The organism is Neobacillus niacini (assembly GCF_019749295.1).
GTDB classification, from domain to species: Bacteria; Bacillota; Bacilli; order Bacillales; family Cytobacillaceae; genus Neobacillus; species Neobacillus niacini_D.
Window position 1 is genome coordinate 142070 of the sequence record NZ_JACWFG010000008.1, and the last position, 21744, is coordinate 163813.

A 21744-nucleotide genomic window follows, 5' to 3' on the forward strand; every position below is an offset into this window, starting at 1 on the left:
TTGGGTAACAATCATGACGGGATTGTGCTCGAAAAAGGGGTGAGAAGAAAATTTGGGTAACAATCATGGCGGGATTGTGCTCGAAAAAGGGGTGAGAAGAAAATTTGGGTAACAATCATGGTGGGATTGTGCCCGAAAAAAGGGGGGAATGAAAATTTGGGTAACAATCATGGCGGGATTTTGCCCGAAAGTGGGATGAGAAGAAAAATTGGGTAACAATCAGGTCAGGATTGTGCTCGAAAAAGTGAACTGAGACAAAATTGGGTAACAATCGGGTCTGGATAGTGCCCAAAAAAGTGGCTTAAATTAAAAATCGGTAACAATCAAGGGATTGTTACCGAACAACTCTTTGTTTCTACTCATAATAGCTTTCTTTAGTATTCCCAACTGCTTTAAAGTTATGCTTTAGGATCCTCCTAATCGTTTTATTTGATGGAATCACTTTACACCACTCATACACAAGATTAGTCGTTAATCTAATCTCAGGAAACAAAATCCTCAATTCCTCCACATTCCTTAGTACAGCCGATTCCACCCGCTCTTCACACCCACACGCTTTACATGTAACCCTTGTTCGAGATACCGAGATATCAAACGAGTGACACCCCCGGCAGATCAGCCCTTTTCTCAATGTGTCATACTCATATTTTGGTATTCGAGCATACGGATTTTCAGTTTTATGCAAAGACACTAACAAATCTGCAATTTTCAAGTGCTTATCACTTAGTTTAGAAGTCATTTTATTTAACTTTTTAATATAGGAATTAACTTGTGTAGGTAAGACGATCTGCGGATTGTGAGAAGGTTGAAACAAGGTAAATTCGGGGTTAATAAAAACTAGAAATGAATCAATAGGCAGAGTGTATCCATGTTTTTGGAGTAATTGACGGAGTGCGGAATGACATCTATTCAACTGAAGCATAGGATCTTTCTTTTCGCTGCCGCTTATAGTTTTAAACATGTCAGATTCATAGCAATATTCTCCTTCATAATTTTTCACATCAATAAGATAAATCTTCCCATAAAAGATAATCAACGTATCTATTTGAAATAGTGTGTCACCCGCTTCAAGTAGTAGGTCATTGATAACCAATGTATCTAAATGTTCAATTAATGCATCAAATTTCACTTCTCCTTCGAACCCCTTTTCGATATTTGAAAACTGCAGCTTTTCCTTATCAGATAAATTTGATCGGTTACTCAAAATTCTTAAGATAATGAGTTCAAACGGTATAGGACGAGTCTTTTTAAACATCTCCCACTTCCTTTCCTGCCTCTAATTCTATCTCATAAACCAATTAAAACACATGGATGTTTTGTTACAAATGGCCTATATTGTAAAACATTAAAAAAATTCCGCACTTTATATATCACTTATTCAGTTAAATGTGTTATACTAATTACATCAAATCAAGTTAATAAGTATAACATATAACGGAAGGGGCCGTGTAATGAAGGCGAGAATTGCAATAAACGGTTTTGGGAGAATTGGAAGGATGGTTTTTAGAAGAGCGATCCTTGAAAATAGTCTTGATATAATTGCTATAAATGCGAGCTATCCAGCGGAAACGTTAGCTCATTTAATAAAATATGATACGGTCCATGGGGCATTTCAAGGCGATATCATTGCATTAGACGAAGAGCTTATTGTAAATGGGAAACGAGTAAAATTATTAAATAATCGAAATCCTGAACAGCTTCCATGGAAAGAGTTAAATATCGACGTCGTTATCGAAGCCACCGGTAAATTTAACTCACGTGATAAAGCAAGTCTGCACTTAGATGCGGGAGCGAAAAAGGTAATCATTACTGCACCGGGGAAAGATGAAGATATCACTATAGTTATGGGAGTGAATGAAGATAAACTAGATATCACTCAGCATGATGTAATCTCAAACGCTTCCTGTACCACAAACTGTCTCGCACCTGTTGCCAAAGTGCTAGATGAAAAGTTTGGGATTGAAAACGGACTAATGACAACGATTCATTCCTATACAAATGATCAGCGTAACATTGACAATCCGCATAAAGACTTACGCAGAGCTAGAGCGTGTGGACAATCTATCATCCCAACTTCTACAGGGGCTGCGAAAGCGCTGTCACTTGTATTACCTCAACTTAAGGGTAAACTGCATGGGATGTCACTTCGTGTACCTACACCAAATGTTTCTCTAGTAGATTTAGTCGTTGACTTGAAACAGGATGTCACGGTTGATGATATAAATCAGGCGTTTGTTGAAGCAAAAAATGGTCCGTTGAAGGGAATACTAGATTTTACAATGGAACCACTTGTATCTGTTGATTTCAATACAAATCCAAACTCAGCGATCATTGATGGATTGTCGACCATGGTGATGGGTGACAGGAAAGTGAAAGTACTTGCTTGGTACGATAACGAGTGGGGTTATTCTTCCCGCGTGGTAGATCTTACTTTATATGTCGTACATCTTATGGCAAATTCGAATTCGAATTCAGTGAAAGTTGGATAAAATCCAAAATGCTGTCTTTTTGACAGCGTTTTTTTTTGTGGCTTTTTCATTTACTGTTGCATAATATAGTTTGAAATTTGTTTTTTTCTGAGGAGATAAGCCCTTTAAACTGTATTACTAAAAAGTTGTAAAAAAACTTAGAGTGATAGGTTGCAAAAAAAATATAAACTTAGTATACTAGTCATCGTGAACTTCTTGAAATTAGGTAACGATTAATTACTTAAAGGGTTAGGACCTCTTTGGACTAACTTTCCCCCGTGGTAATTACCAGCTACCGTCAATATAGGATTTCAAGAATGAAGCGAAAATGTTTAGAGGGGGAAAAATGAATATGGAAACAATGGGACGTCACGTAATCTCTGAATTATGGGGATGCGACTTTGAAAAATTGAATGATATGAATTTTATTGAACAAACTTTTGTCGAGGCAGCTCTTAAATCAGGTGCGGAGATTCGCGAGGTAGCTTTTCATAAATTTGCACCACAAGGCGTAAGCGGTGTTGTAATTATTTCTGAATCTCACTTAACCATTCACAGCTTCCCTGAGCACGGATATGCAAGTATTGATGTGTATACATGTGGAGATTTAAATCCCAATGTAGCAGCAGATTATATTGCAGAAGCTTTAAATGCACAAACACGTGAAAATATTGAAATTCCACGTGGTATGGGTCCTGTTCAAGTAAAACAGGCAAAAGCTCTTTAATTTATAAAATAAAAAACAACGAGGGGTGTATTTTTAGTACACCTCTTTTTATTTTTTATCAAAAGTATTGTAAACTAAGGGTAAAGTATATTTTCTGGAGGCTGCATATGTCTATTATTCGCGACGTTTTTACTCGTTTCACTAAAAAAATCGAAACATCGGACAATCATAAGGATAGTTCATTAGGTACTCATTATTATAAAGCCACATTCAATCAACTTTTCAAGTCTGTTGAGGAGTTATTTAGGCAGGATGCCGATTGCAAAATTATTACGGTTTCCAAAGATCATGGTGAGATTGCTGTGGAAATCGATAAACCGATACCTTGCTTTCTAATCGTTACGATTGTTTCAGTCAGGGGGCTGGAAACTGCGGTTGATTTTAATATTTCGTCTGAAAGGTTTTCGCCGACGGGCACGTACCCAATTTTAAGAAAAAGATTGATTTCGTATTACGAGAAAATTAATAAATTACATACTCTTGTCGGAATTGGAAAAAGCTCATAATACTTCTTGTGTTACCGTTTTCTTTTTAATAAGATAAATAGTAGATAATTATACCTATGTAGTGATTGATTTGGGAGTTGATCAAATGAAGTGCCCTTCATGTCAAAATTATGGTACACGTGTGCTTGATTCCCGGCCGGTAGATGAGGGTCGTGCAACCCGTAGAAGGCGTGAGTGTGAGGAATGTGGTTATCGTTTTACGACATTCGAGAAGATCGAAGAAATTCCACTTATTGTCGTCAAAAAGGAAGGTACAAGGGAAGAATTCAGCCGTGATAAAATTTTACGAGGCTTAATTAAAGCTTGTGAAAAACGCCCTGTTGCTTTGAAAGAATTAGAGGATATTACCCAAGGGGTTGAAAAGGAACTACGCAGTCAAGGGATATCAGAAATAAAAAGTGAATTGATTGGTGAAATGGTGATGGACAGGCTAGCGCATGTTGATGAGGTCGCATATGTGCGATTTGCTTCGGTTTACCGTCAATTTAAGGATATAAATGTTTTTATTCAAGAATTAAAGGAATTGATAAACAAGGAGAAATCCTAAGGAGCTAAAGTGTCTTTGGCTCTTTATTACTTTTATTAAAGGGTGAATGAAATGGCGCAGCATTGGCAGGAATTGATTCCGATTGACCGTTACATTGTTACGTCAAATGGATTGCTGCATGAATACGATCGCAAAGTACTGACCTTCTTGTATCAGCCCCTTATCGGCTCAGCATGTTTAAGCTTATATATGACTCTATGGGCTGAGCTTGAAGAAAATAGATTGTGGTCTGAATCCTCCACCCATCATTTATTGATGAATTTGTTAAGTGTCAATTTAAAGGATATTTATGAGGCAAGGTTGAAGCTTGAGGGAATCGGCTTACTAAAAACATACGCAAAAACAGATGATAGTGGACGGTCTTTTATTTATGAATTGCATCCACCATTAAGTCCAGAGCAATTTTTTCTAGATGGAATGTTAAATATTTATTTATATCGTAAAATTGGAAAAAACCATTTTTCAAGGCTGAAGCGTTTTTTCAGCATCCCTAAAAAGCCATTGGAAGACGACTATTCTGAGGTGACAAGAGCATTTCAGGATGTATTTGCTTCTGCAACGCCTGGCAGTCTTCAATATATGCAGGAGCATGCTGAGGACTTGGAGGCGGAACCTGCAAAAGAGTTCATCGGGCGGCAGGATCAAAAGCCTATTCAAATTGATACCAGAACCTTTGACTTTGAAATGTTAATGGCTGGACTCAATGAATCGCTGGTTCCTCAAAAAGCACTGACGAAAAAGGTGAAAGAGGTTATTAGTAATCTTGCATTTCTTTATGGGATCTCCCCGCTTGAAATGAAAAACTTTATCTTAGGGGCCATTAATGAAAATGATGAAATTGATGTTGAGGACCTCAGGAAAGGTGCTAGGGATTGGTATCAATTTGAAAATTATGATCAACTTCCAAGCCTTATTAATAGAACGCAGCCTGCTGTTCACCAGGTTCAAGTAACTGAACCCAAAACACAAGAGGAAAAATTAATTCGTTATTATGAAACTACTCCGCCTATTGTTATTTTTAAAGAATTATCCGGTGGTGTGGAGCCTTCAGTTTCGAATTTAAAGATTTTAGAAGAAGTTATGATAAAATATAAACTTCCTCCAGGTGTTGTAAATGTGTTAATTGAAGTTGTTCTCAGAAAAACGGACATGAAATTTACAAAGAATTTTGTTGAATCTATTGCTAGTCATTGGGCTCGTCTAAAAATAAAGACAGTGAAAGAAGCGATGGAAGCAGCTATAAAAGAAGAGCGCAGCTTTAAAGAAAGTAAAAAAACTGGGAAAGCTACGAAACAAAAACCAATTCGGACAGAAGTATTGCCGGATTGGTTTGATGATAAAGGAAAAGAAAGTGTTAAAGAGCCAACAAAAGAAAATAACTCAGAGATTGAAGCTAGAAAACGTGCAATAGAAGAAAAGTTAAAAGCCTTTCGTAAATAGGGGGTGAGGATCATTGGAAAAAATAAATCGTACACTTAAGCGTTTAGCCTCAAATGAAAGCTTTCAAAAGCGATATGAAGAACAGCGGCAGCAAGTTCTTAATCACCCTGATATACATGCCTTTTTAGCAGAACACCAGAATGAACTGCAACAGGCAACCATTGAAAAAAGCATGAGCAAACTATACGAGTATACCCAGCAAAGTAAAGAATGCAATCGCTGTGAGAGTCTGGATGGCTGTGTTAATTTCATGAAGGGATATCACCCTGACTTGGTATTAGTCAGAAACTCTATTGATGTGGTGTATAAGCGCTGCCCTAGAAAAGTCATGGCAGATGAACAAAAGAAGAATCAAAAGCTTATTAAAAGTTTATACGTGCCTAGAGACATACTAGAAGCTACCTTTGAGGACTTTGAAGGTGACGAAGGACGTCTTGATGCTGGAGATAAGGCTGCTACCTTTTTAATGAATTATGAGGATGGCCAAAAGCCAAAGGGATTGTATCTCTATGGCAAGTTTGGAGTGGGGAAATCCTATTTGCTTGGCGCTATTGCCAACGAGCTTGCTAAGAAACAAATTTCGTCCATGATTGTGTATGTACCAGAGCTGCTGCGCGAGATGAAAAGTGCAATTGGTGATAATACTTTAAATGAAAAAATCGAGGCACTAAAGAAGGAACCAATCCTAATGCTTGATGACATTGGAGCTGAGGCTGTTTCCAGCTGGACAAGAGACGAAGTCTTGGGACCAATCCTTCAGTTCAGAATGCTTGAGAAGCTGCCGACGTTTTTTACCTCGAATTTTGACTTTCAGGGACTTGAGCATCATTTAACCTACAGTCAGCGCGGGGAAGAAGAAAAGATGAAAGCACGAAGAATCATGGAAAGAATTCGAAGTTTAAGTGAGCCTGTTTTGGTTGAAGGCAGAAATCGACGTGATTAAGCAGACAGATAGAGGGTTACCGATATATTTTTCGGTAATCCTTTATTTTTTTTTACAATATAGGGGTCAAGTGTGTTGTCTTAACTTCTATTTTGGCCAAGTCCCCCATATAAATAGTAAAACAGAGTATGGGTCAGAGGGGGGATTTGGTTGGCAGAAATCATCTTCCGAAGCAGGATGGATGCGAAGAGATTTTATGATCACTTGCTGAAGTGTTTACACATTAATCCAGGTAATCAAGATATTCTTCTTTTAGAAGATCGATATATAGTAAAGATTTTAGAAAATAAGATTAACCTTGAGTACGTTAAAACTGCTTTTTATGAATTTATCGTAAAAATTAAAACGGATGATTGGTTTAGAACGATTCTACAAGAGCATTACTTTTATGAAGATTTAGAAGAGCAGCAGCACATATTGGAAATTATTTATTCTGTCTTGGAGGGCCAGCGCGAAGACCTGACTGTACTAATCAGGGAAAACGAAGAAGCACCAAATATTAAAGATGCGGTAGAGGAAATCTTCCAGGATCATGTCTCTTTTTCGTTTGATTCCTTTATAAAGTTTCGTTTGCGTCCTTATTTAAAAATGTTAGAGAGTTACGTTGAAATTTCAATCGATGAATATAAAATGGAGCAAGAATATCAAATGTTTATTCAAACACTAAGGGATTTTTTAGCTGGCCGTGAACCGAAAATGGACAGTTTGCATCTTTTGTTTGATGAGGAAATTACCTTCTATGATGAGAGTTTTGCTGAGATAAAAAGGGGAGAGTTGATGAAAATGATAGATCGGAAGCTTCTATTTAACCATCCGGTTTATGTAGATTCTGCTTCGATTGCACCTTTATTATCAATTGCGCCTAAAAACATTCTTCTCTATACGAAAAACCCTGAGGAACCGCTTGTTAGGACGATTAAGAACATTTTTGAAGAGAGAGTTGTAATAAAGTCTTTCAAAGGATTGCGTCATACAAAAGAATGGATTCAACAGGAGAATAGTGCAAACGAAAACGGCGCTTGAAAAATATTGTAAAAATTGTGTGTTTGGTGTATTGATTTTTCAAAAATTAATCATTATAATAACCTACATAGTAAAATATGCAGCAAAAAGTAATGATAAGGACAACAGTATTTATTCACGGTTACCAGAGAGGGAGGACCCGGCTGAAAGCCTCCTAGCACGGATTGAATGCTTACCACCTTTAAACTTCAGCGGTGAACGCTTCTTAGAAGTGAGTAATCTCTGACGGGAAACAGCCCGTTACCCTGTCCTAAAGTCATTTTTAAAGACGTTTTTTAAAAATGAAAAAATGGGTGGAACCACGTGTTTATTAAACTCGTCCCTTTTCCAGGGACGGGTTTTTTTATTTTTAAAGCGCTATTTTAGGACAAAATTAAGTCCCGCGCGCTCAAATCAAAAGGAGGAGTTACCATGTCAGACGTTGTTAAAATTTCGTTTCCAGATGGAGCAGTGAAGGAGTTCCCTCGTGGAACAACAACGGAAGATATTGCGTTTTCCATCAGCCCGGGACTGAAGAAAAAAGCAATTGCCGGGAAATGGAATGGTCAATTATATGATCTTCGCCGTCCAATCCTTGATGACGGATCCATAGAAATCGTTGTACCAGAATCAAAGGATGCATTGGAAATTTTACGTCATAGTACTGCCCACTTAATGGCGCAGGCGATTAAGAGGCTGTATGGGAAAGAAGTAAACCTAGGTGTAGGGCCTGTAATTGAAGGCGGATTTTATTATGATATCGACCTTGAAGAATCGATTACTCCAGAAGACCTGCCTAAGATTGAAAAAGAAATGGCGAAAGTCGTTAATGAAAACATCGAGATTGTTCGTAAAGAAGTTAGCCGTGCAGAAGCGGTGCAGTTCTTTAAAGCCGAGGGTGACCCTTACAAGCTGGAACTAATTGAAGCAATTCCAGATGATGAAACAGTAACTATCTATGAGCAGGGCGACTTTGCTGACCTTTGCCGTGGTGTCCATGTACCATCAACTGGTAAAATCAAAGAATTTAAATTGTTGAGCATTGCCGGGGCTTACTGGCGCGGTGACAGCAAAAACAAAATGCTTCAGCGTATTTACGGGACTGCTTTCTTCAAGAAAGAGGATCTGAAAGAGCATCTTCGCTTACTTGAAGAAGCGAAAGAGCGTGACCATCGTAAAATTGGAAAAGAGTTAAACCTGTTTACTAGCTCTCAATTAGTTGGTCAAGGGCTGCCATTATGGCTTCCAAAAGGTGCAACCATCCGACGTGTTGTTGAAAGATATATCGTTGATAAAGAGCAGCGTCTGGGCTATGACCATGTGTACACTCCAATCATGGGAAGCGTGGATCTATACAAAACTTCTGGTCACTGGGATCATTACCAAGAAGATATGTTCCCGATAATGGATATGGATAACGAGCAATTGGTTCTTCGTCCAATGAACTGTCCGCATCATATGATGGTATACAAAAATGCGATTCACAGCTATCGAGAACTCCCAATTCGAATTGCTGAGCTAGGAACTATGCACCGTTATGAAATGTCTGGTGCATTATCAGGATTACAGCGTGTTCGCGGAATGACTTTGAATGATGCTCATATTTTTGTTCGACCAGACCAAATCAAAGATGAATTTAAGCGTGTTGTTAATCTTGTGTTAGGAGTATATAAAGATTTCAACATTAATGATTATTCCTTCCGTCTATCCTACCGTGACCCTCAAGATACTGAAAAGTATTTTGATGATGATGCAATGTGGGAAAAAGCGCAAAGTATGCTTAAAGAAGCAATGGATGACCTTGGTCTTGATTATTATGAAGCTGAAGGAGAAGCAGCTTTCTACGGTCCTAAGCTTGATGTTCAAGTAAAAACTGCATTAGGCAAGGAAGAAACTCTATCTACAGTTCAATTAGACTTCTTGCTGCCGGAACGATTTGATTTAACTTATGTTGGAGAAGACGGCAAGCAGCACCGCCCAGTTGTAATCCACCGTGGTGTTGTGTCAACAATGGAACGCTTTGTGGCATTCTTAATTGAAGAATACAAAGGAGCCTTCCCAACTTGGTTAGCTCCAGTCCAAGTTCAAGTAATTCCTGTTTCACCAGAAGCACATTTTGATTTTGCCAAGCAGGTACAGGAACAGCTTCAAAATGAAGGCTTCCGCGTTGAATTAGATGGCCGTAATGAAAAAATCGGTTACAAAATCCGCGAAGCCCAAATGCAAAAAATCCCATACATGCTCGTTGTCGGCGACAAAGAAGTAGAAGAAAACGCCGTAAACGTCCGCAAATACGGAGAACAAAAATCAGAAACAATACCATTTGCACAATACCTTGAATCACTAAAGGCTGAAGTGAAAAGAGGATAAGTAGGAGGGGGAGATTCTTCTCCCTTTTTTACTTTTTAATGCTAATGATGTTTTAACTAATGGAGGCATCCGCAACTAAATTGTGGCTATCCGCAACTAATTGATGCCATCCGCAACTAAATTGCGGCATCCGCAACTAAAATGAGGTTATCCGCAACTAAATTGTGGCATCCGCAACTAAATAGTGGCTATCCGCAACTAAATAGTGCCATCCGCAACTAATGCTATCCATCCGCAATTAAATCCCCATCTATAACAAATCATCCGAAATTAACACCTATGTTTAGCAGTGTCTAAAAAAAAGAAAAAATTTCTATTGTATAATTCTGCGTTTCTTGATAAAATGAATTTCGTTGTCATACGAAATGCATGTTTGACATCACGTCTTTGCTTATGTTATAGTAACTAAGGAAAATTGAATACTAGTTTTGGGAAAAGAAGAAGCACCCGCTTCTCACCTGATTGACGCAATTGGCAGTTGGCAGGTTTTACGTGAACTCTTTAGTTTATTACTTTTGTTTCGTAAAAGTGTGGGTGTATTCATCCGCACTTTTTTATTTGTAAAAAACAAAGCATTTAAAAAAAGTTGTTCATTTCTTGCCGAAGCAGCAAAGCGTCAGTAGTCAGTCAGCTGACTATCTTGACCCGAAAGTTGTATTCGTGAAAACCTTGGAGGTGGCTAATTATTAGCAAAGACATGTTGTTAAATGAGGGTATTCGCGCTCGCGAAGTTCGTCTAATTGATCAGAACGGCGAACAATTAGGGATTAAAACCAAATTTGAAGCGCTGGAGATTGCCGGACGAGTGAATCTTGATTTGGTACTAGTTGCACCAAATGCGAAACCTCCGGTAGCCCGAATTATGGACTATGGCAAATTTAAATTCGAGAATCAAAAGAAAGAAAAAGAAGCTCGAAAGAATCAAAAAATCATTGTTACAAAAGAAGTTCGTCTCAGCCCAACAATTGATGAGCATGATTTTAATACAAAACTTCGCAATGCGATTAAGTTTTTGGAAAAAGGCGACAAGGTAAAAGCTTCAATCCGCTTCAAGGGCCGGGCGATTACCCATAAAGAAATCGGTCAACGTGTATTAGACCGTTTTGCTACAGAGTGCAAGGAAGTTGCAACCATCGAGTCTCATCCAAAAATGGATGGACGAAGCATGTTCCTCGTTCTAGCACCTAAAACTGAAAAGTAATAAGGAGGACTATCCCAAATGCCAAAAATGAAAACTCACCGTGGCGCTGCAAAGCGTTTCAAGAAAACTGGTTCTGGTAAACTGAAGCGTTCTCACGCTTATACTAGCCACTTATTTGCAAACAAGTCTACAAAAGCTAAGCGTAAGCTTCGCAAAGCGTCTCTTGTTTCTAAAGGCGATTTCAAACGCATTCGTTTCTTATTAACAAATCTTAAATAATCGTTAACGATTGATATAGGAGGAAAAATTCATGCCACGTGTAAAAGGCGGTACAGTTACGCGCAAGCGTCGTAAAAAAGTTATTAAATTAGCAAAAGGTTATTATGGTTCAAAACATACATTATATAAAGTAGCTAACCAACAGGTTATGAAATCTTTAATGTATGCATTCCGCGATCGTCGCCAGAAGAAGCGCGACTTCCGTAAACTTTGGATTACTCGTATCAACGCAGCAGCTCGTATGAACGGTCTTTCTTACAGCCGTTTAATGCATGGCTTAAAGCTTGCAGGTATCGAAGTAAACCGCAAAATGCTTGCTGAATTAGCAGTAAGTGATGCAAACGCATTTGCTGAATTAGCAAATGTTGCAAAACAACAACAAGCTAAATAATTTTAAAATAAATGCCATTCTCTTAATGAGGATGGCTTTTTCTATAAGGGAGATAGAGATATGAATACCATATTAGGCGCCTATATCATCATGAATATTATTGGGCTGATGGTGATGAAGATAGACAAAGAACGTGCAAGAAAACACCAGTATCGGATTAGTGAAAAGACGTTGTGGCTCATTGCGCTTTTCGGCGGAGCAGTGGGGACGACAGCGGGTATGCAGATTTTTAGGCACAAAACAAAACACCAATCCTTTAAAATAGGCTTTCCCTTACTAGCGCTCCTCGAAATAATTCTTTTAGTCTATATTTATAGTTTGTAGACATAACAGCATGGCCCATTCTATATGTTTAATTAACAACAAAAAGCGTAAGCGCCTTGTCGCTGCAGCTGGAGATTAACTAGAGCGATAAACACCCAGGGGGCATGCGAAATGAATGAGGACTTGTCTTTGCTGTTAATCATGGTGGAAGCCGGGGGGATCTTTGCTCCAATCGCTTTCATTTTATTTCATTTGCTTAGATCGTTCTTATTTATTCCTGTATCGGTTGTCATCATTGCTGGAGGCGTTTTATTTGGAACTGTGTGGGGGACCATTTATTCAATTATTGGATTAATGGGGGTTAGTATCTTTTTCTATGCTTTTATAGATAGAATGCCGAAAACACAGAATCGCATAATAAAAATCAAAAATCGCTGGTTTGGGGAATATCGAAACCTGACTGTTGGCCAAATTGCCATTTTAAGACTTATACCATTTGTACACTACCATTTATTAAGCTTTTGCTTAAAACAAAGAAAGCCTCAATTTAAAGAATACCTTAAGGCCTCTTTCATTACTAATATTCCAATCGCTTTTTTCTGTACCATTTTTGGGGAGTACATCAGCTCTTTTACTCCTACTGTTATTTTTATCACGCTTCTTGTTTTAACGGCACTTGTCTACTTCTTAAGAGAGAAACAAAACGTGATCAAGTGGAAGGAATTTTTTAAAAGAACAAAGGAAAAAGCCGCTGGATAGGCGGCTATTTTTGATGCAAAAATTCATGAATGGGACTTCTCCAGTTAATTTGTGCAACCGGATATTTTTCGTGTATCTTCTTTTCAATAAAATAAAAGTCTTCCTTTGCCATTCCTTTAATAGATGTAGGTTGATCGGGCCAAAGAGTAATGGATACAACGTCTATTGTGTTATTTGAAGCTCCTACGTATTTTTCTCCCGTAAAGACAGCACCGTTGTAGGTCAGGCGGAAATTTTTCACAACCTCATTATTGTCTATTAGTAAGAAACGTTTGTGTTTTCGTGCTGCTTCTAATTTACGACTTGGTTTAAGGAAATACCTAATCGTAACAAAAATGATGAAGATAATTAAGAACAGCAACACTAAGCGCAGCAGCCAAACCATGGTTATGCCTCCTATTACTTTTAACTACTATACGAAATGGAAAGAGAAAAGTTTCATTCTTTCCACACTTTGATATAATTTTTGCTAAGGGAATATTATATTTACGATTAAAAACAAAAAAAGTGTATTATTCTTCATACATGAGGTTTGGCACAAAACAAAAAACGGGGGATTATAATGGAATATAAAGTAAGAATTAAGTTGATAAATGATGAAGCAAAATTACCGTATCGTGCGAATGAAGGTGACGCTGGACTGGATTTATTTTCTGTAGAGGAGAAAATAATCCGAGCAGGAGAATCCGAATTAGTACGAACAGGAATAAAAATGGAACTGCCTAAAGGGACTGAGGCGCAGATAAGACCTAGAAGTGGTTTAGCTTTAAAGCATTCTATTACTGTGCTAAATAGCCCTGGAACGATTGATGAGGGATACAGAGGTGAAATCAAGGTAATTTTGATAAACCACGGGAAAGAAGATTTTAAGGTAGAGAAACAAATGAGAATTGCTCAGATGGTTATTACGCCAGTAGTACAGGTTAAACTTGAACAAACGGAGGTTTTATCCGACACAGAAAGAGATAAAGGCGGGTTCGGATCATCAGGTGAATAAATAAGCTAGTATGGTAGTTATACATAAAAGGAATGAAAACCCTATTCTTGAATAGGGTTTTTTTGATAAAATTTATAGTCTGTTTTGAATTATTTTTAATAAAATTAAAGTTTTGTTTTACATTATTAAAATTTATGTTAAACTAATATTAAATTAAGGAAAGGGGTGGCCGATGTGGAGATTAAAAATGTTCCAAGCTGGATTCTGTCTTTGGAGAGTGAGGATCTAGAATTTATTAAGAACTTTGTTCTAAAGTCAGGTTCTTTAAAAGAGATCGCAAAGATTTATGAAGTCTCGTATCCAACAGTGAGAATCAAACTTGATCGACTAATTGAGAAAATAAAAATAAACGATGTCGCAGATAACGAGGAATTTATCAAGTTTATTAAAAGGCTTTCGATAGATGATCGGATAAGCCTAGAAGATGCTAAATTGATTATTGAAAAATATAAACAAGAAAGGGATGAGAAGTAATGCCTAATCTTTATGGGGTTTTAATAACTGCAGGTGTATTGGCTATTCAATATTTTTTTTCAACCAGAAATAGTGGTTTTTGGGGGGCGCTTATACCAGTATCTTATATTGTTTTTTTAACGTGGATGTTTGTAACCAACCGAATTGAAAGTGCACTTGCCTTCATCCTTGCACTAATTTTAGGGATACTTTTCCTATTTGGAGAATGGATAGGCGGGAGAAAGTATCTGCGTGAAAAAAGAAGAAAAGAATTAGATAAAATGAAAGCCTTTGATATGAAGTAGGGAATTGTGGAAATGGAAAAAGCATATTTTCCGAAAAATGAAGTAAATTATCAAAGACAGCAGAATAGCTATTAGCTGAATATTATTAATATAATCTGTATAATGAAATTCGAACATACATAGAAGGGGGCGAGACAATGGCTAATTTAGATGAAACTTTAACAATGTTAAAGGACTTGACGGACGCCAAAGGGATTCCCGGCAACGAGAGGGAAGTTCGCGAAGTCATGACAAAATACATAGCACCATATGCCGATGAAGTAACAACAGACGGACTTGGCAGTCTAATTGCCAAAAAAGCAGGAAAAGAGGGCGGCCCAAGGATTATTGTGGCTGGCCACTTAGACGAAGTTGGCTTTATGGTGACTCAAATTGATGATAAAGGGTTCCTTCGTTTTCAACCAGTCGGGGGCTGGTGGTCACAGGTTATGCTTGCCCAGCGTGTCACTGTTGTTACCAATAAAGGTGATATCATTGGTGTCATCGGCTCAAAGCCGCCGCACATTTTACCGGCGGAAGCTCGTAAGAAACCAGTAGAAATAAAAGATATGTTTATTGATATCGGTGCCTCAAGTCGTGAGGAAGCTCTTGAGTGGGGTGTTCTTCCAGGGGATATGATCGTACCATATTTCGAGTTTACCGTTATGAATAATGAAAAAATGCTTTTAGCAAAAGCGTGGGATAACCGCATTGGCTGTGCAATTGCCATTGATGTAATGAAGCAATTAAAAGGCGTGGATCATCCGAACGAGGTTTATGGCCTTGGAACCACTCAAGAGGAGATTGGCTCTCGCGGTGCAAAAACCTCTGCTGAGAAAATTAACCCTGATATTGGGTTTGCAGTGGACGTTGGTATTGCTGGGGACACACCTGGTATTACTGAAAAAGAAGCAATGAGCAAAATGGGGAAAGGCCCACAAATCATTTTATACGATGCGACTCTTGTAGCCCACAAAGGCTTGCGTGATTTTATTATTAGCGTTGCTGATGAGTTGAATATCCCTTATCAATTCGATGTTATTCCTGGGGGAGGGACAGATGCCGGTCCTATCCATACTTCTCACACTGGAGTTCCGTCGATTGCCATTACGATTGCCACACGTTATATCCATTCACATGCGGCAATGCTCCATCGTGATGACTATGAAAATGCAGTGAAGCTAATCGTCGAAGTAATCAAGCGTCTCGACCGTGAGACAGTTGATAAAATTACTTATGAATAAAGTTAGTTATCCTCGATACTAAATCGGGGATTTTTTTATGGGGATAGCGGGGAAATACTGGCGGATGGCGGAGAAATACTGGCGGATGGCGGAGAAATACTGGCGGATGCCCAAAAACGCTGGCTAGTAAGCAAAAAAATAGCTGCCGAGTTCGAGTCGGCAGCAGCATCTAAATTACTTTAACCCATTTTCAAGTGTTGCAAGCATTTCCTTTTTTTCTTCCTCAGAGGAATTCTTCCAAATTACTTCAAATAAAACACCTAGGCCTGGAAGCATTTTTTCTTCACCATTTTGAATAGCATCAACAATTGTATCTTCTAATTCATCTTGAGAGTTACCAGTAACATTGTGGATAATAGCATTTCGCAAATTTAAATTCATCATCACACACTCCTTTTTAATCCTGTATTTCTTTAATATGATTTCTATATTTAATTTTATTATGTATTTTTTTTGGGATATAATGAGAAAAAAACACTGAAGGAGTACAAACTTGAAGCATATTGAATCCATTCAAAATCCAAAAGTAAAACAGTGGAAAAAACTGTTAACAAAAAAGGAACGAGATAAATCCGGCACATTTTTAGTCGAAGGCTTTCATTTGGTAGAAGAAGCGTTAAAACAAGGTGAGAGTGTTATTGAAATTATTGTTTCCGATAAGACAGGCCTCCCCCCACGGTGGGATTCTGGGGAAACCCCTGTGACACTTGTAACCGAAGAAATATCCAACTCATTATCTGACACGGAGGCACCGCAAGGAATATATGCCGTTTGCCGTCAGGTTGAAATAGAAGTACCAGACGCGAAGACATACCTATTAATCGATGCCGTGCAGGATCCAGGAAATTTAGGTACAATGATTCGTACAGCTGATGCTGCAGGCATTGACGCGGTGATTGTTGGAAAAGGAAGCGTAGACGTATACAATTCAAAGGTTCTTCGCTCCGCCCAAGGCAGTCATTTTCACCTGCCCATAATTAGAGGAGACCTCCATCAATGGGTAGCACAGCTTAACGAAAAAAATATTTCAGTGTACGGTACAGCACTTGAAGGGGCTTCTGCATATACTGATATTTCAACAGAGAAATCCTTTGCACTACTCGTTGGAAATGAGGGAAATGGGGTCAATAAAGACCTGCTCGAAAAAACAACTGCCAATCTTTATATACCTATCTACGGTAAAAGTGAATCACTGAATGTAGCCGTAGCAACAGGCATCCTGTTATATTTTTTGAAAAAATGACCGATACTAGTTTGAATCAACTGGAAAAGTATTATATAATAATTTACATTATTGAAAAATAACAAAGACATTGACGGAGAAAAGTAACTTATCAAAGACCATTAAGGGAGAAAGTGCCATGACTGAAAGCACTTTTATGGAAATGATAGGTGAAGTTCACCTCCTGAGTTGACACCGGGACCATTTCAAATAGAAATGTAAAGGTGCACCGGCACTTGCCGTTATCCCAATGAAGCGAACACAATGTTTTTATACATATCGTGTTTACAAGGGTGGTACCGCGACTATAAACCTCGTCCCTTTCCAGGGATGGGGTTTTTTTGTTTGCTAAAATAAGACCGCTCGAAATTTAGCGATTAAAAAGGAGGAAATATGATGCAAGAACGATTAAAGGAATTGCAGCAGGAAGCTATTCAAAAAATTGAACAGTCACAAAGCTTAAAAGAATTGAATGACATCCGTGTTGCTTATTTAGGTAAAAAAGGACCCATTACGGAAGTGCTCCGTGGGATGGGTAAGCTTTCAGCAGAAGAACGTCCAATTATGGGAGCACTCGCAAATGAAGTTCGTGAAGCTATTGCTACCGTTTTAGAAGCAAAACAAAAAGAGTTAGAAGAAGCAGCCGTTTTAGAAAAGCTAGCTTCTGAATCAATTGATGTAACATTACCTGGAAGACCCGTTAAGGTTGGAAACCACCACCCATTAACAAGAATCATTGAAGAAATTGAAGACTTATTTATTGGAATGGGTTATCAAGTGGCAGAAGGTCCTGAAGTAGAACAGGATTATTATAACTTTGAGGCTCTAAATTTACCGAAGGGTCATCCGGCTCGCGATATGCAGGATTCCTTCTATATTACAGATGAAATTCTACTTCGCACTCACACTTCCCCAGTGCAGGCGCGGACAATGGAAAAGAACCAAGGGAAAGGTCCTATCAAAATTATCTGTCCTGGTAAAGTATACCGCCGCGATAATGACGATGCGACACACTCTCATCAGTTCATGCAAATTGAAGGGCTTGTCGTTGGTGAAAACATCCGCATGAGCGACCTTCATGGAACATTAGAGATTTTCGCGAAGAAAATGTTTGGTGAGGACCGTGAGATTAGATTACGTCCAAGTTTCTTTCCATTCACTGAGCCATCCGTTGAAATGGACATTTCTTGTATGATTTGCGGCGGACATGGTTGTAATGTTTGTAAGAAAACAGGCTGGATTGAAATTCTTGGAGCAGGAATGGTCCATCCTAACGTTCTTGAAATGGCTGGCTATGATTCTAAAAAATACACTGGTTTTGCGTTTGGTATGGGACCAGAGCGCATCGCAATGTTGAAATACGGCGTTGATGATATTCGTCATTTCTACACAAACGATGTACGGTTCTTAAAACAATTTTCTAAACATGAATAGGAGGTAAGCGATATGTTCGTTTCATATAAATGGCTCCAGGATTATGTAGACTTATCCGGAGTTTCGGCTAGTGAGTTAGCTGAAAAAATTACAAAAAGCGGGATCGAGGTTGAGGGCGTCGATGTCCTTAATGAAGGAATTACTGGAGTAGTAGTTGGGCATGTGGTTGAACGTGTTCAGCATCCAAATGCTGATAAATTAAGCAAATGTCAGGTTGATATTGGTCAAGGCGAACCTGTTCAAATTATTTGCGGAGCACCTAATGTCGCACAAGGTCAAAAAGTAGCAGTGGCAACGGTTGGCGCGGTATTACCAGGTAATTTTAAAATTAAGCGTGCGAAGCTTCGCGGTGAAGAATCAAATGGAATGATCTGCTCACTAACTGAGCTTGGTATTGAAGCGAAGGTTGTAGCGAAGGAATATTCTGAAGGGATCTTTGTTTTCCCTCAAGACGCAGAAGTTGGAACAGACGCCATCGCGTTATTAAACCGTAATGATGAAGTCCTTGAGCTTGGCTTAACTCCAAACCGTGCGGATTGCTTGAGCATGCTTGGTGTAGCATATGAAGTTGCAGCGATTCTTGGAAAAGATGTGAAGCTTCCAGAAATCGATCAACAGCCAGTAAATGAAAAGGCAACTGATTATATTACGGTAAAAGTGGACGCTAATGAGGATAATCCACTATATGCTGCCAAAGTTATTAAAAATGTAAAAATCGGTCCTTCGCCGCTATGGATGCAAACAAGACTAATGTCTGCAGGAATTCGTCCGCATAATAATGTTGTCGATATTACCAACTATATTTTATTAGAATATGGCCAGCCTCTGCATGCATTTGACTACGATCGCTTAGGTTCAAAAGAAATCCTAGTACGTCGTGCACATGATGGTGAGAAATTCACAACATTAGATGATGTTGAGCGTACATTAACTTCTGACCATTTAGTGATTACAAATGGAACAGAACCAATCGCATTAGCGGGTGTCATGGGCGGAGCTAATTCTGAGGTTACTTCAGATACAACAACTGTATTGTTGGAGGCTGCTTATTTTACAGGAGGTACTGTTAGAAAAGCATCGAAAGACCACGGCTTACGAAGTGAAGCAAGTGCTCGTTTTGAGAAGGGTGTTGACCCTAACCGTGTGCGTGCAGCCGGGGAACGTGCAGCATACTTGATGGCGAAATACGCTGGCGGTGAAGTATTAGAAGGTGCTTCTGAGGTTGATACACTAACAGTTGAGCCGGCAGTCGTTTCAATCACTCTTGAAAAAATAAATAATGTCATCGGCACAAACATGACTGTGGCCGAGGTTGAGGCAATTTTTGAACGCCTTCAATTCGCGGTAACGAGTGAAGATGAAAATATCACGGTAACAGCTCCTACACGCCGTGGCGATATCAAAATTGAGGAAGATTTAATTGAAGAAGTGGCACGTCTTTACGGCTACGATAACATTCCGAAAACATTGCCAATCGGTTCAGCTACACCAGGCAAATTATCAGACTATCAAGAAAAACGCCGAATTGTCCGCCAATATTTAGAAGGCGCTGGTCTTTTCCAAGCGGTTACGTATTCGTTAACAAGTGAGGAAAAAGCGGCACAGTTTGCGCTGGAGAAACGCGATTTCATACGCCTGGCAATGCCGATGAGTGAAGACCGCAGTATCCTTCGCTTAAGCATTATGCCGCAGCTGTTGGAAGTTTTAAAATACAACAGTGCCCGTCAAAACGACAGCCTCGCTGTGTATGAAACAGGTGCTGTGTTCTTAGCAAATGGAAACGAAGTATTACCTGAAGAGCGAGAGCATTTAGCAGGTGCTATTACAGGTCTATGGCATAGCCATTCATGGCAGGGTGAGAAAAAGGCAGTTGACTTCTATGTATTAAAAGGTATTTTAGAAGGATTATTTGCCAAGCTGGGACTTACTGAGAGTGTGACATACGTTCAGGCTAAGGTAGATAATATGCATCCAGGACGTACAGCTGAAATTCACTTGAATGGTGAGCGGATCGGATTTGTCGGCCAAGTACATCCAACCATGCAAAAAGAGCTGGATTTAAAAGACACATACGTGTTTGAACTTTCATTGAAGGCCATTTTAGAAGAAGCAACAGCACCTTTAAGATACTTAGGAATCCCACGGTTCCCATCAATTACAAGAGACATCGCTCTTGTTGTGGATAAAGAAACGGTTGCTGGAGTATTGAAGGATATTATCCAAACAGCCGGTGGAAAGCTTCTAAAAGAGGTAAATGTTTTTGACCTATACGAAGGAGAGCGCATGGAAGAAGGCAAAAAATCCATCGCCTACTCATTGAAATATATGGATCCAGAACGGACATTAACAGATGAGGAAGTAACAAAAGTTCATACCCAAGTACTAGAAGCCTTGAAGAATCAGGCTGGAGCGGTATTAAGAGGGTAAGAAAGAATGAAATGACCTAGTGAAAATTCAACTAGGTCATTTTTTTATGTTATGGTTCATGAAGCCAAAATAAAAGTGCCTCAGCCAAAAGGGGTCTCATGAACGGTTCATGAAGCCCAAAATCAGAGTGCTTCAGCAAAAAGTGGTCTCATGAACGGTTCATGAAGCCCAAAATCAGAGTGCTTCAGCAAAAAGTGGTCTCATGAACGGTTCAGGAAGCCCAAAATAAAAGTGCCTCAGCCAAAAGGGGTCTCATGACCGGTTCAGGAAGCCCAAAATAAAAGTGCCTCAGCCAAAAGGGGTCTCATGACCGGTTCATGAAGCCCAAAATAAAAGTGCCTCAACAAAAAGGGGTCTCAGACCGGTTCATGAAGCCTAAAATTAGAGTGTCTCAGCTAAAAGGGGTCTCATGAATGGTTCATGAAGCCCAAAATAAAAGTGCCTCAACAAAAAGTGGTCTCATAAATGGTTCATGAAGCCCAAAATAAAAGTACCTCAGCCAAAAGGGGTCTCATGAACGGTTCATGAAGCCCAAAAAGCCTCAGCCAAAAGTGGTCTCATGACCGGTTCATGAAGCCCAAAATAAAAGTGCCTCAGCAAAAATAGGCCTCATGACCGGTTCATGAAGCCCAAAATAAAAGTGCCTCAACAAAAAGAGGCCTCATGAACGGTTCATGAAGCCCTAAAATAAAAGTGCCTCAGCAAAAAGAGGCCTCATGAACGGTTCATGAAGCCCAAAAAATAGTGTCTCAGCAAAAAGAGGCCTCATGAATGGTTCCTGAAGCCTATAATGCTAGAGACTCAAAAAAAGATCGCATCTAGTGTTCACATAGAAAATTCAATGCC

25 protein-coding genes and 2 other annotated features are annotated in these 21744 nt (G+C 39.0%); of the genes, 22 read left to right on the forward strand and 3 right to left on the reverse strand.

What is annotated here, in order from left to right; genetic code table 11:
* Positions 1–355: 355 nt before the first annotated feature.
* Entirely contained in the window at positions 356–1255 is a 900-nt protein-coding gene (locus tag H0184_RS12230) for a nuclease-related domain-containing protein (RefSeq protein WP_221825158.1), read from the reverse strand.
* 196 nt (positions 1256–1451) lie between these two features.
* On the opposite strand from H0184_RS12230, the gene H0184_RS12235 reads away from it, so the two are divergent.
* The 14 genes from H0184_RS12235 to H0184_RS12300 all read left to right on the forward strand — a co-directional run bounded on the left by H0184_RS12235 (position 1452) and on the right by H0184_RS12300 (position 12837).
* Entirely contained in the window at positions 1452–2489 is a 1038-nt protein-coding gene (locus tag H0184_RS12235) for a glyceraldehyde-3-phosphate dehydrogenase (RefSeq protein WP_221825161.1), read from the forward strand.
* Between the two features lie 331 nt (positions 2490–2820).
* The gene (gene speD, locus H0184_RS12240; protein ID WP_221825921.1) at positions 2821–3195 is read left to right on the forward strand and encodes an adenosylmethionine decarboxylase; all 375 of its coding nucleotides are present in this window, start codon (positions 2821–2823) and stop codon (positions 3193–3195) included.
* 107 nt (positions 3196–3302) lie between these two features.
* Complete coding sequence (locus H0184_RS12245; RefSeq protein WP_221825163.1) at positions 3303–3701, forward strand: hypothetical protein; 399 nt, start codon at positions 3303–3305, stop codon at positions 3699–3701.
* Between the two features lie 85 nt (positions 3702–3786).
* Positions 3787–4248, forward strand: a complete 462-nt coding sequence (gene nrdR, locus H0184_RS12250; protein WP_045523558.1) for a transcriptional regulator NrdR — start codon at positions 3787–3789, stop codon at positions 4246–4248.
* A gap of 51 nt (positions 4249–4299) precedes the next feature.
* Positions 4300–5688 carry a replication initiation and membrane attachment family protein gene (locus H0184_RS12255; RefSeq protein ID WP_221825165.1) on the forward strand — a complete coding sequence of 463 codons (1389 nt, stop codon included), beginning with the start codon at positions 4300–4302 and terminating at the stop codon, positions 5686–5688.
* Positions 5689–5701: 13 nt separating this feature from the next.
* Complete coding sequence (dnaI, locus tag H0184_RS12260; RefSeq protein ID WP_221825176.1) at positions 5702–6631, forward strand: primosomal protein DnaI; 930 nt, start codon at positions 5702–5704, stop codon at positions 6629–6631.
* 150 nt (positions 6632–6781) lie between these two features.
* The gene (ytxC, locus tag H0184_RS12265; RefSeq protein WP_221825182.1) at positions 6782–7654 is read left to right on the forward strand and encodes a putative sporulation protein YtxC; all 873 of its coding nucleotides are present in this window, start codon (positions 6782–6784) and stop codon (positions 7652–7654) included.
* Positions 7655–8065: 411 nt separating this feature from the next.
* A complete protein-coding gene (gene thrS / locus H0184_RS12270; protein ID WP_221825188.1) occupies positions 8066–10003 on the forward strand; it encodes a threonine--tRNA ligase in 1938 nt (645 codons plus the stop codon).
* 428 nt (positions 10004–10431) lie between these two features.
* Entirely contained in the window at positions 10432–10626 is a 195-nt protein-coding gene (locus tag H0184_RS12275; protein ID WP_221825191.1) for a hypothetical protein, read from the forward strand.
* Positions 10433–10565, forward strand: a sequence feature (ribosomal protein L20 leader region). (Overlaps the previous gene by 133 nt.)
* A gap of 74 nt (positions 10627–10700) precedes the next feature.
* A complete protein-coding gene (gene infC, locus H0184_RS12280) occupies positions 10701–11204 on the forward strand; it encodes a translation initiation factor IF-3 (protein WP_034676878.1) in 504 nt (167 codons plus the stop codon).
* A gap of 18 nt (positions 11205–11222) precedes the next feature.
* Positions 11223–11423, forward strand: coding sequence for a 50S ribosomal protein L35 (rpmI, locus tag H0184_RS12285; protein WP_034676880.1), 201 nt, complete (start codon positions 11223–11225; stop codon positions 11421–11423).
* A gap of 31 nt (positions 11424–11454) precedes the next feature.
* On the forward strand, positions 11455–11814 hold the full coding sequence (rplT, locus tag H0184_RS12290; RefSeq protein WP_221825197.1) for a 50S ribosomal protein L20: 360 nt from the start codon (positions 11455–11457) through the stop codon (positions 11812–11814).
* Between the two features lie 60 nt (positions 11815–11874).
* Positions 11875–12138 carry a DUF1294 domain-containing protein gene (locus H0184_RS12295; protein ID WP_221825200.1) on the forward strand — a complete coding sequence of 88 codons (264 nt, stop codon included), beginning with the start codon at positions 11875–11877 and terminating at the stop codon, positions 12136–12138.
* A 111-nt stretch (positions 12139–12249) separates the two neighbouring features.
* Positions 12250–12837 (forward strand): TVP38/TMEM64 family protein, encoded by a 588-nt coding sequence (locus tag H0184_RS12300; protein ID WP_221825202.1) that lies wholly within the window; start codon positions 12250–12252, stop codon positions 12835–12837.
* A 4-nt stretch (positions 12838–12841) separates the two neighbouring features.
* On the opposite strand, the gene H0184_RS12305 is transcribed toward H0184_RS12300, so the two are convergent.
* A complete protein-coding gene (locus H0184_RS12305) occupies positions 12842–13222 on the reverse strand; it encodes a sigma-w pathway protein ysdB (RefSeq protein ID WP_221825205.1) in 381 nt (126 codons plus the stop codon).
* Positions 13223–13399: 177 nt separating this feature from the next.
* Between H0184_RS12305 and dut the strand changes: the two genes are divergently transcribed.
* The 5 genes from dut (at position 13400) to H0184_RS12325 (ending at position 15815) form a co-directional block, all read left to right on the forward strand.
* Positions 13400–13834 carry a dUTP diphosphatase gene (gene dut / locus H0184_RS12310; protein ID WP_221825207.1) on the forward strand — a complete coding sequence of 145 codons (435 nt, stop codon included), beginning with the start codon at positions 13400–13402 and terminating at the stop codon, positions 13832–13834.
* Between the two features lie 174 nt (positions 13835–14008).
* Entirely contained in the window at positions 14009–14308 is a 300-nt protein-coding gene (locus H0184_RS12315) for a DUF2089 family protein (RefSeq protein WP_221825209.1), read from the forward strand.
* The gene (locus H0184_RS12320; protein ID WP_221825211.1) at positions 14308–14592 is read left to right on the forward strand and encodes a hypothetical protein; all 285 of its coding nucleotides are present in this window, start codon (positions 14308–14310) and stop codon (positions 14590–14592) included. The genes H0184_RS12315 and H0184_RS12320 overlap by 1 nt, the downstream gene beginning before the upstream one ends.
* A 12-nt stretch (positions 14593–14604) precedes the next feature.
* Positions 14605–14667: a hypothetical protein gene (locus H0184_RS28090; protein ID WP_396953596.1), complete on the forward strand. Its 63-nt coding sequence runs from the start codon at positions 14605–14607 to the stop codon at positions 14665–14667.
* A 62-nt stretch (positions 14668–14729) separates the two neighbouring features.
* Entirely contained in the window at positions 14730–15815 is a 1086-nt protein-coding gene (locus tag H0184_RS12325) for a M42 family metallopeptidase (RefSeq protein WP_221825213.1), read from the forward strand.
* 174 nt (positions 15816–15989) lie between these two features.
* Here the strand turns inward: H0184_RS12325 and sspI are convergent, their stop codons facing one another.
* Positions 15990–16196, reverse strand: a complete 207-nt coding sequence (gene sspI / locus H0184_RS12330) for a small acid-soluble spore protein SspI (protein WP_221825923.1) — start codon at positions 16194–16196, stop codon at positions 15990–15992.
* A 112-nt stretch (positions 16197–16308) separates the two neighbouring features.
* Between sspI and H0184_RS12335 the strand changes: the two genes are divergently transcribed.
* From H0184_RS12335 to pheT, 3 genes are all read left to right on the forward strand, one after another.
* Complete coding sequence (locus H0184_RS12335) at positions 16309–17058, forward strand: TrmH family RNA methyltransferase (RefSeq protein WP_221825217.1); 750 nt, start codon at positions 16309–16311, stop codon at positions 17056–17058.
* Between the two features lie 61 nt (positions 17059–17119).
* Positions 17120–17362: a binding site (T-box leader), on the forward strand.
* Between the two features lie 71 nt (positions 17363–17433).
* Positions 17434–18471: a phenylalanine--tRNA ligase subunit alpha gene (pheS, locus tag H0184_RS12340; protein WP_221825227.1), complete on the forward strand. Its 1038-nt coding sequence runs from the start codon at positions 17434–17436 to the stop codon at positions 18469–18471.
* A 12-nt stretch (positions 18472–18483) separates the two neighbouring features.
* Positions 18484–20898, forward strand: coding sequence for a phenylalanine--tRNA ligase subunit beta (gene pheT, locus H0184_RS12345; protein ID WP_221825231.1), 2415 nt, complete (start codon positions 18484–18486; stop codon positions 20896–20898).
* Positions 20899–21744: the final 846 nt, after the last annotated feature.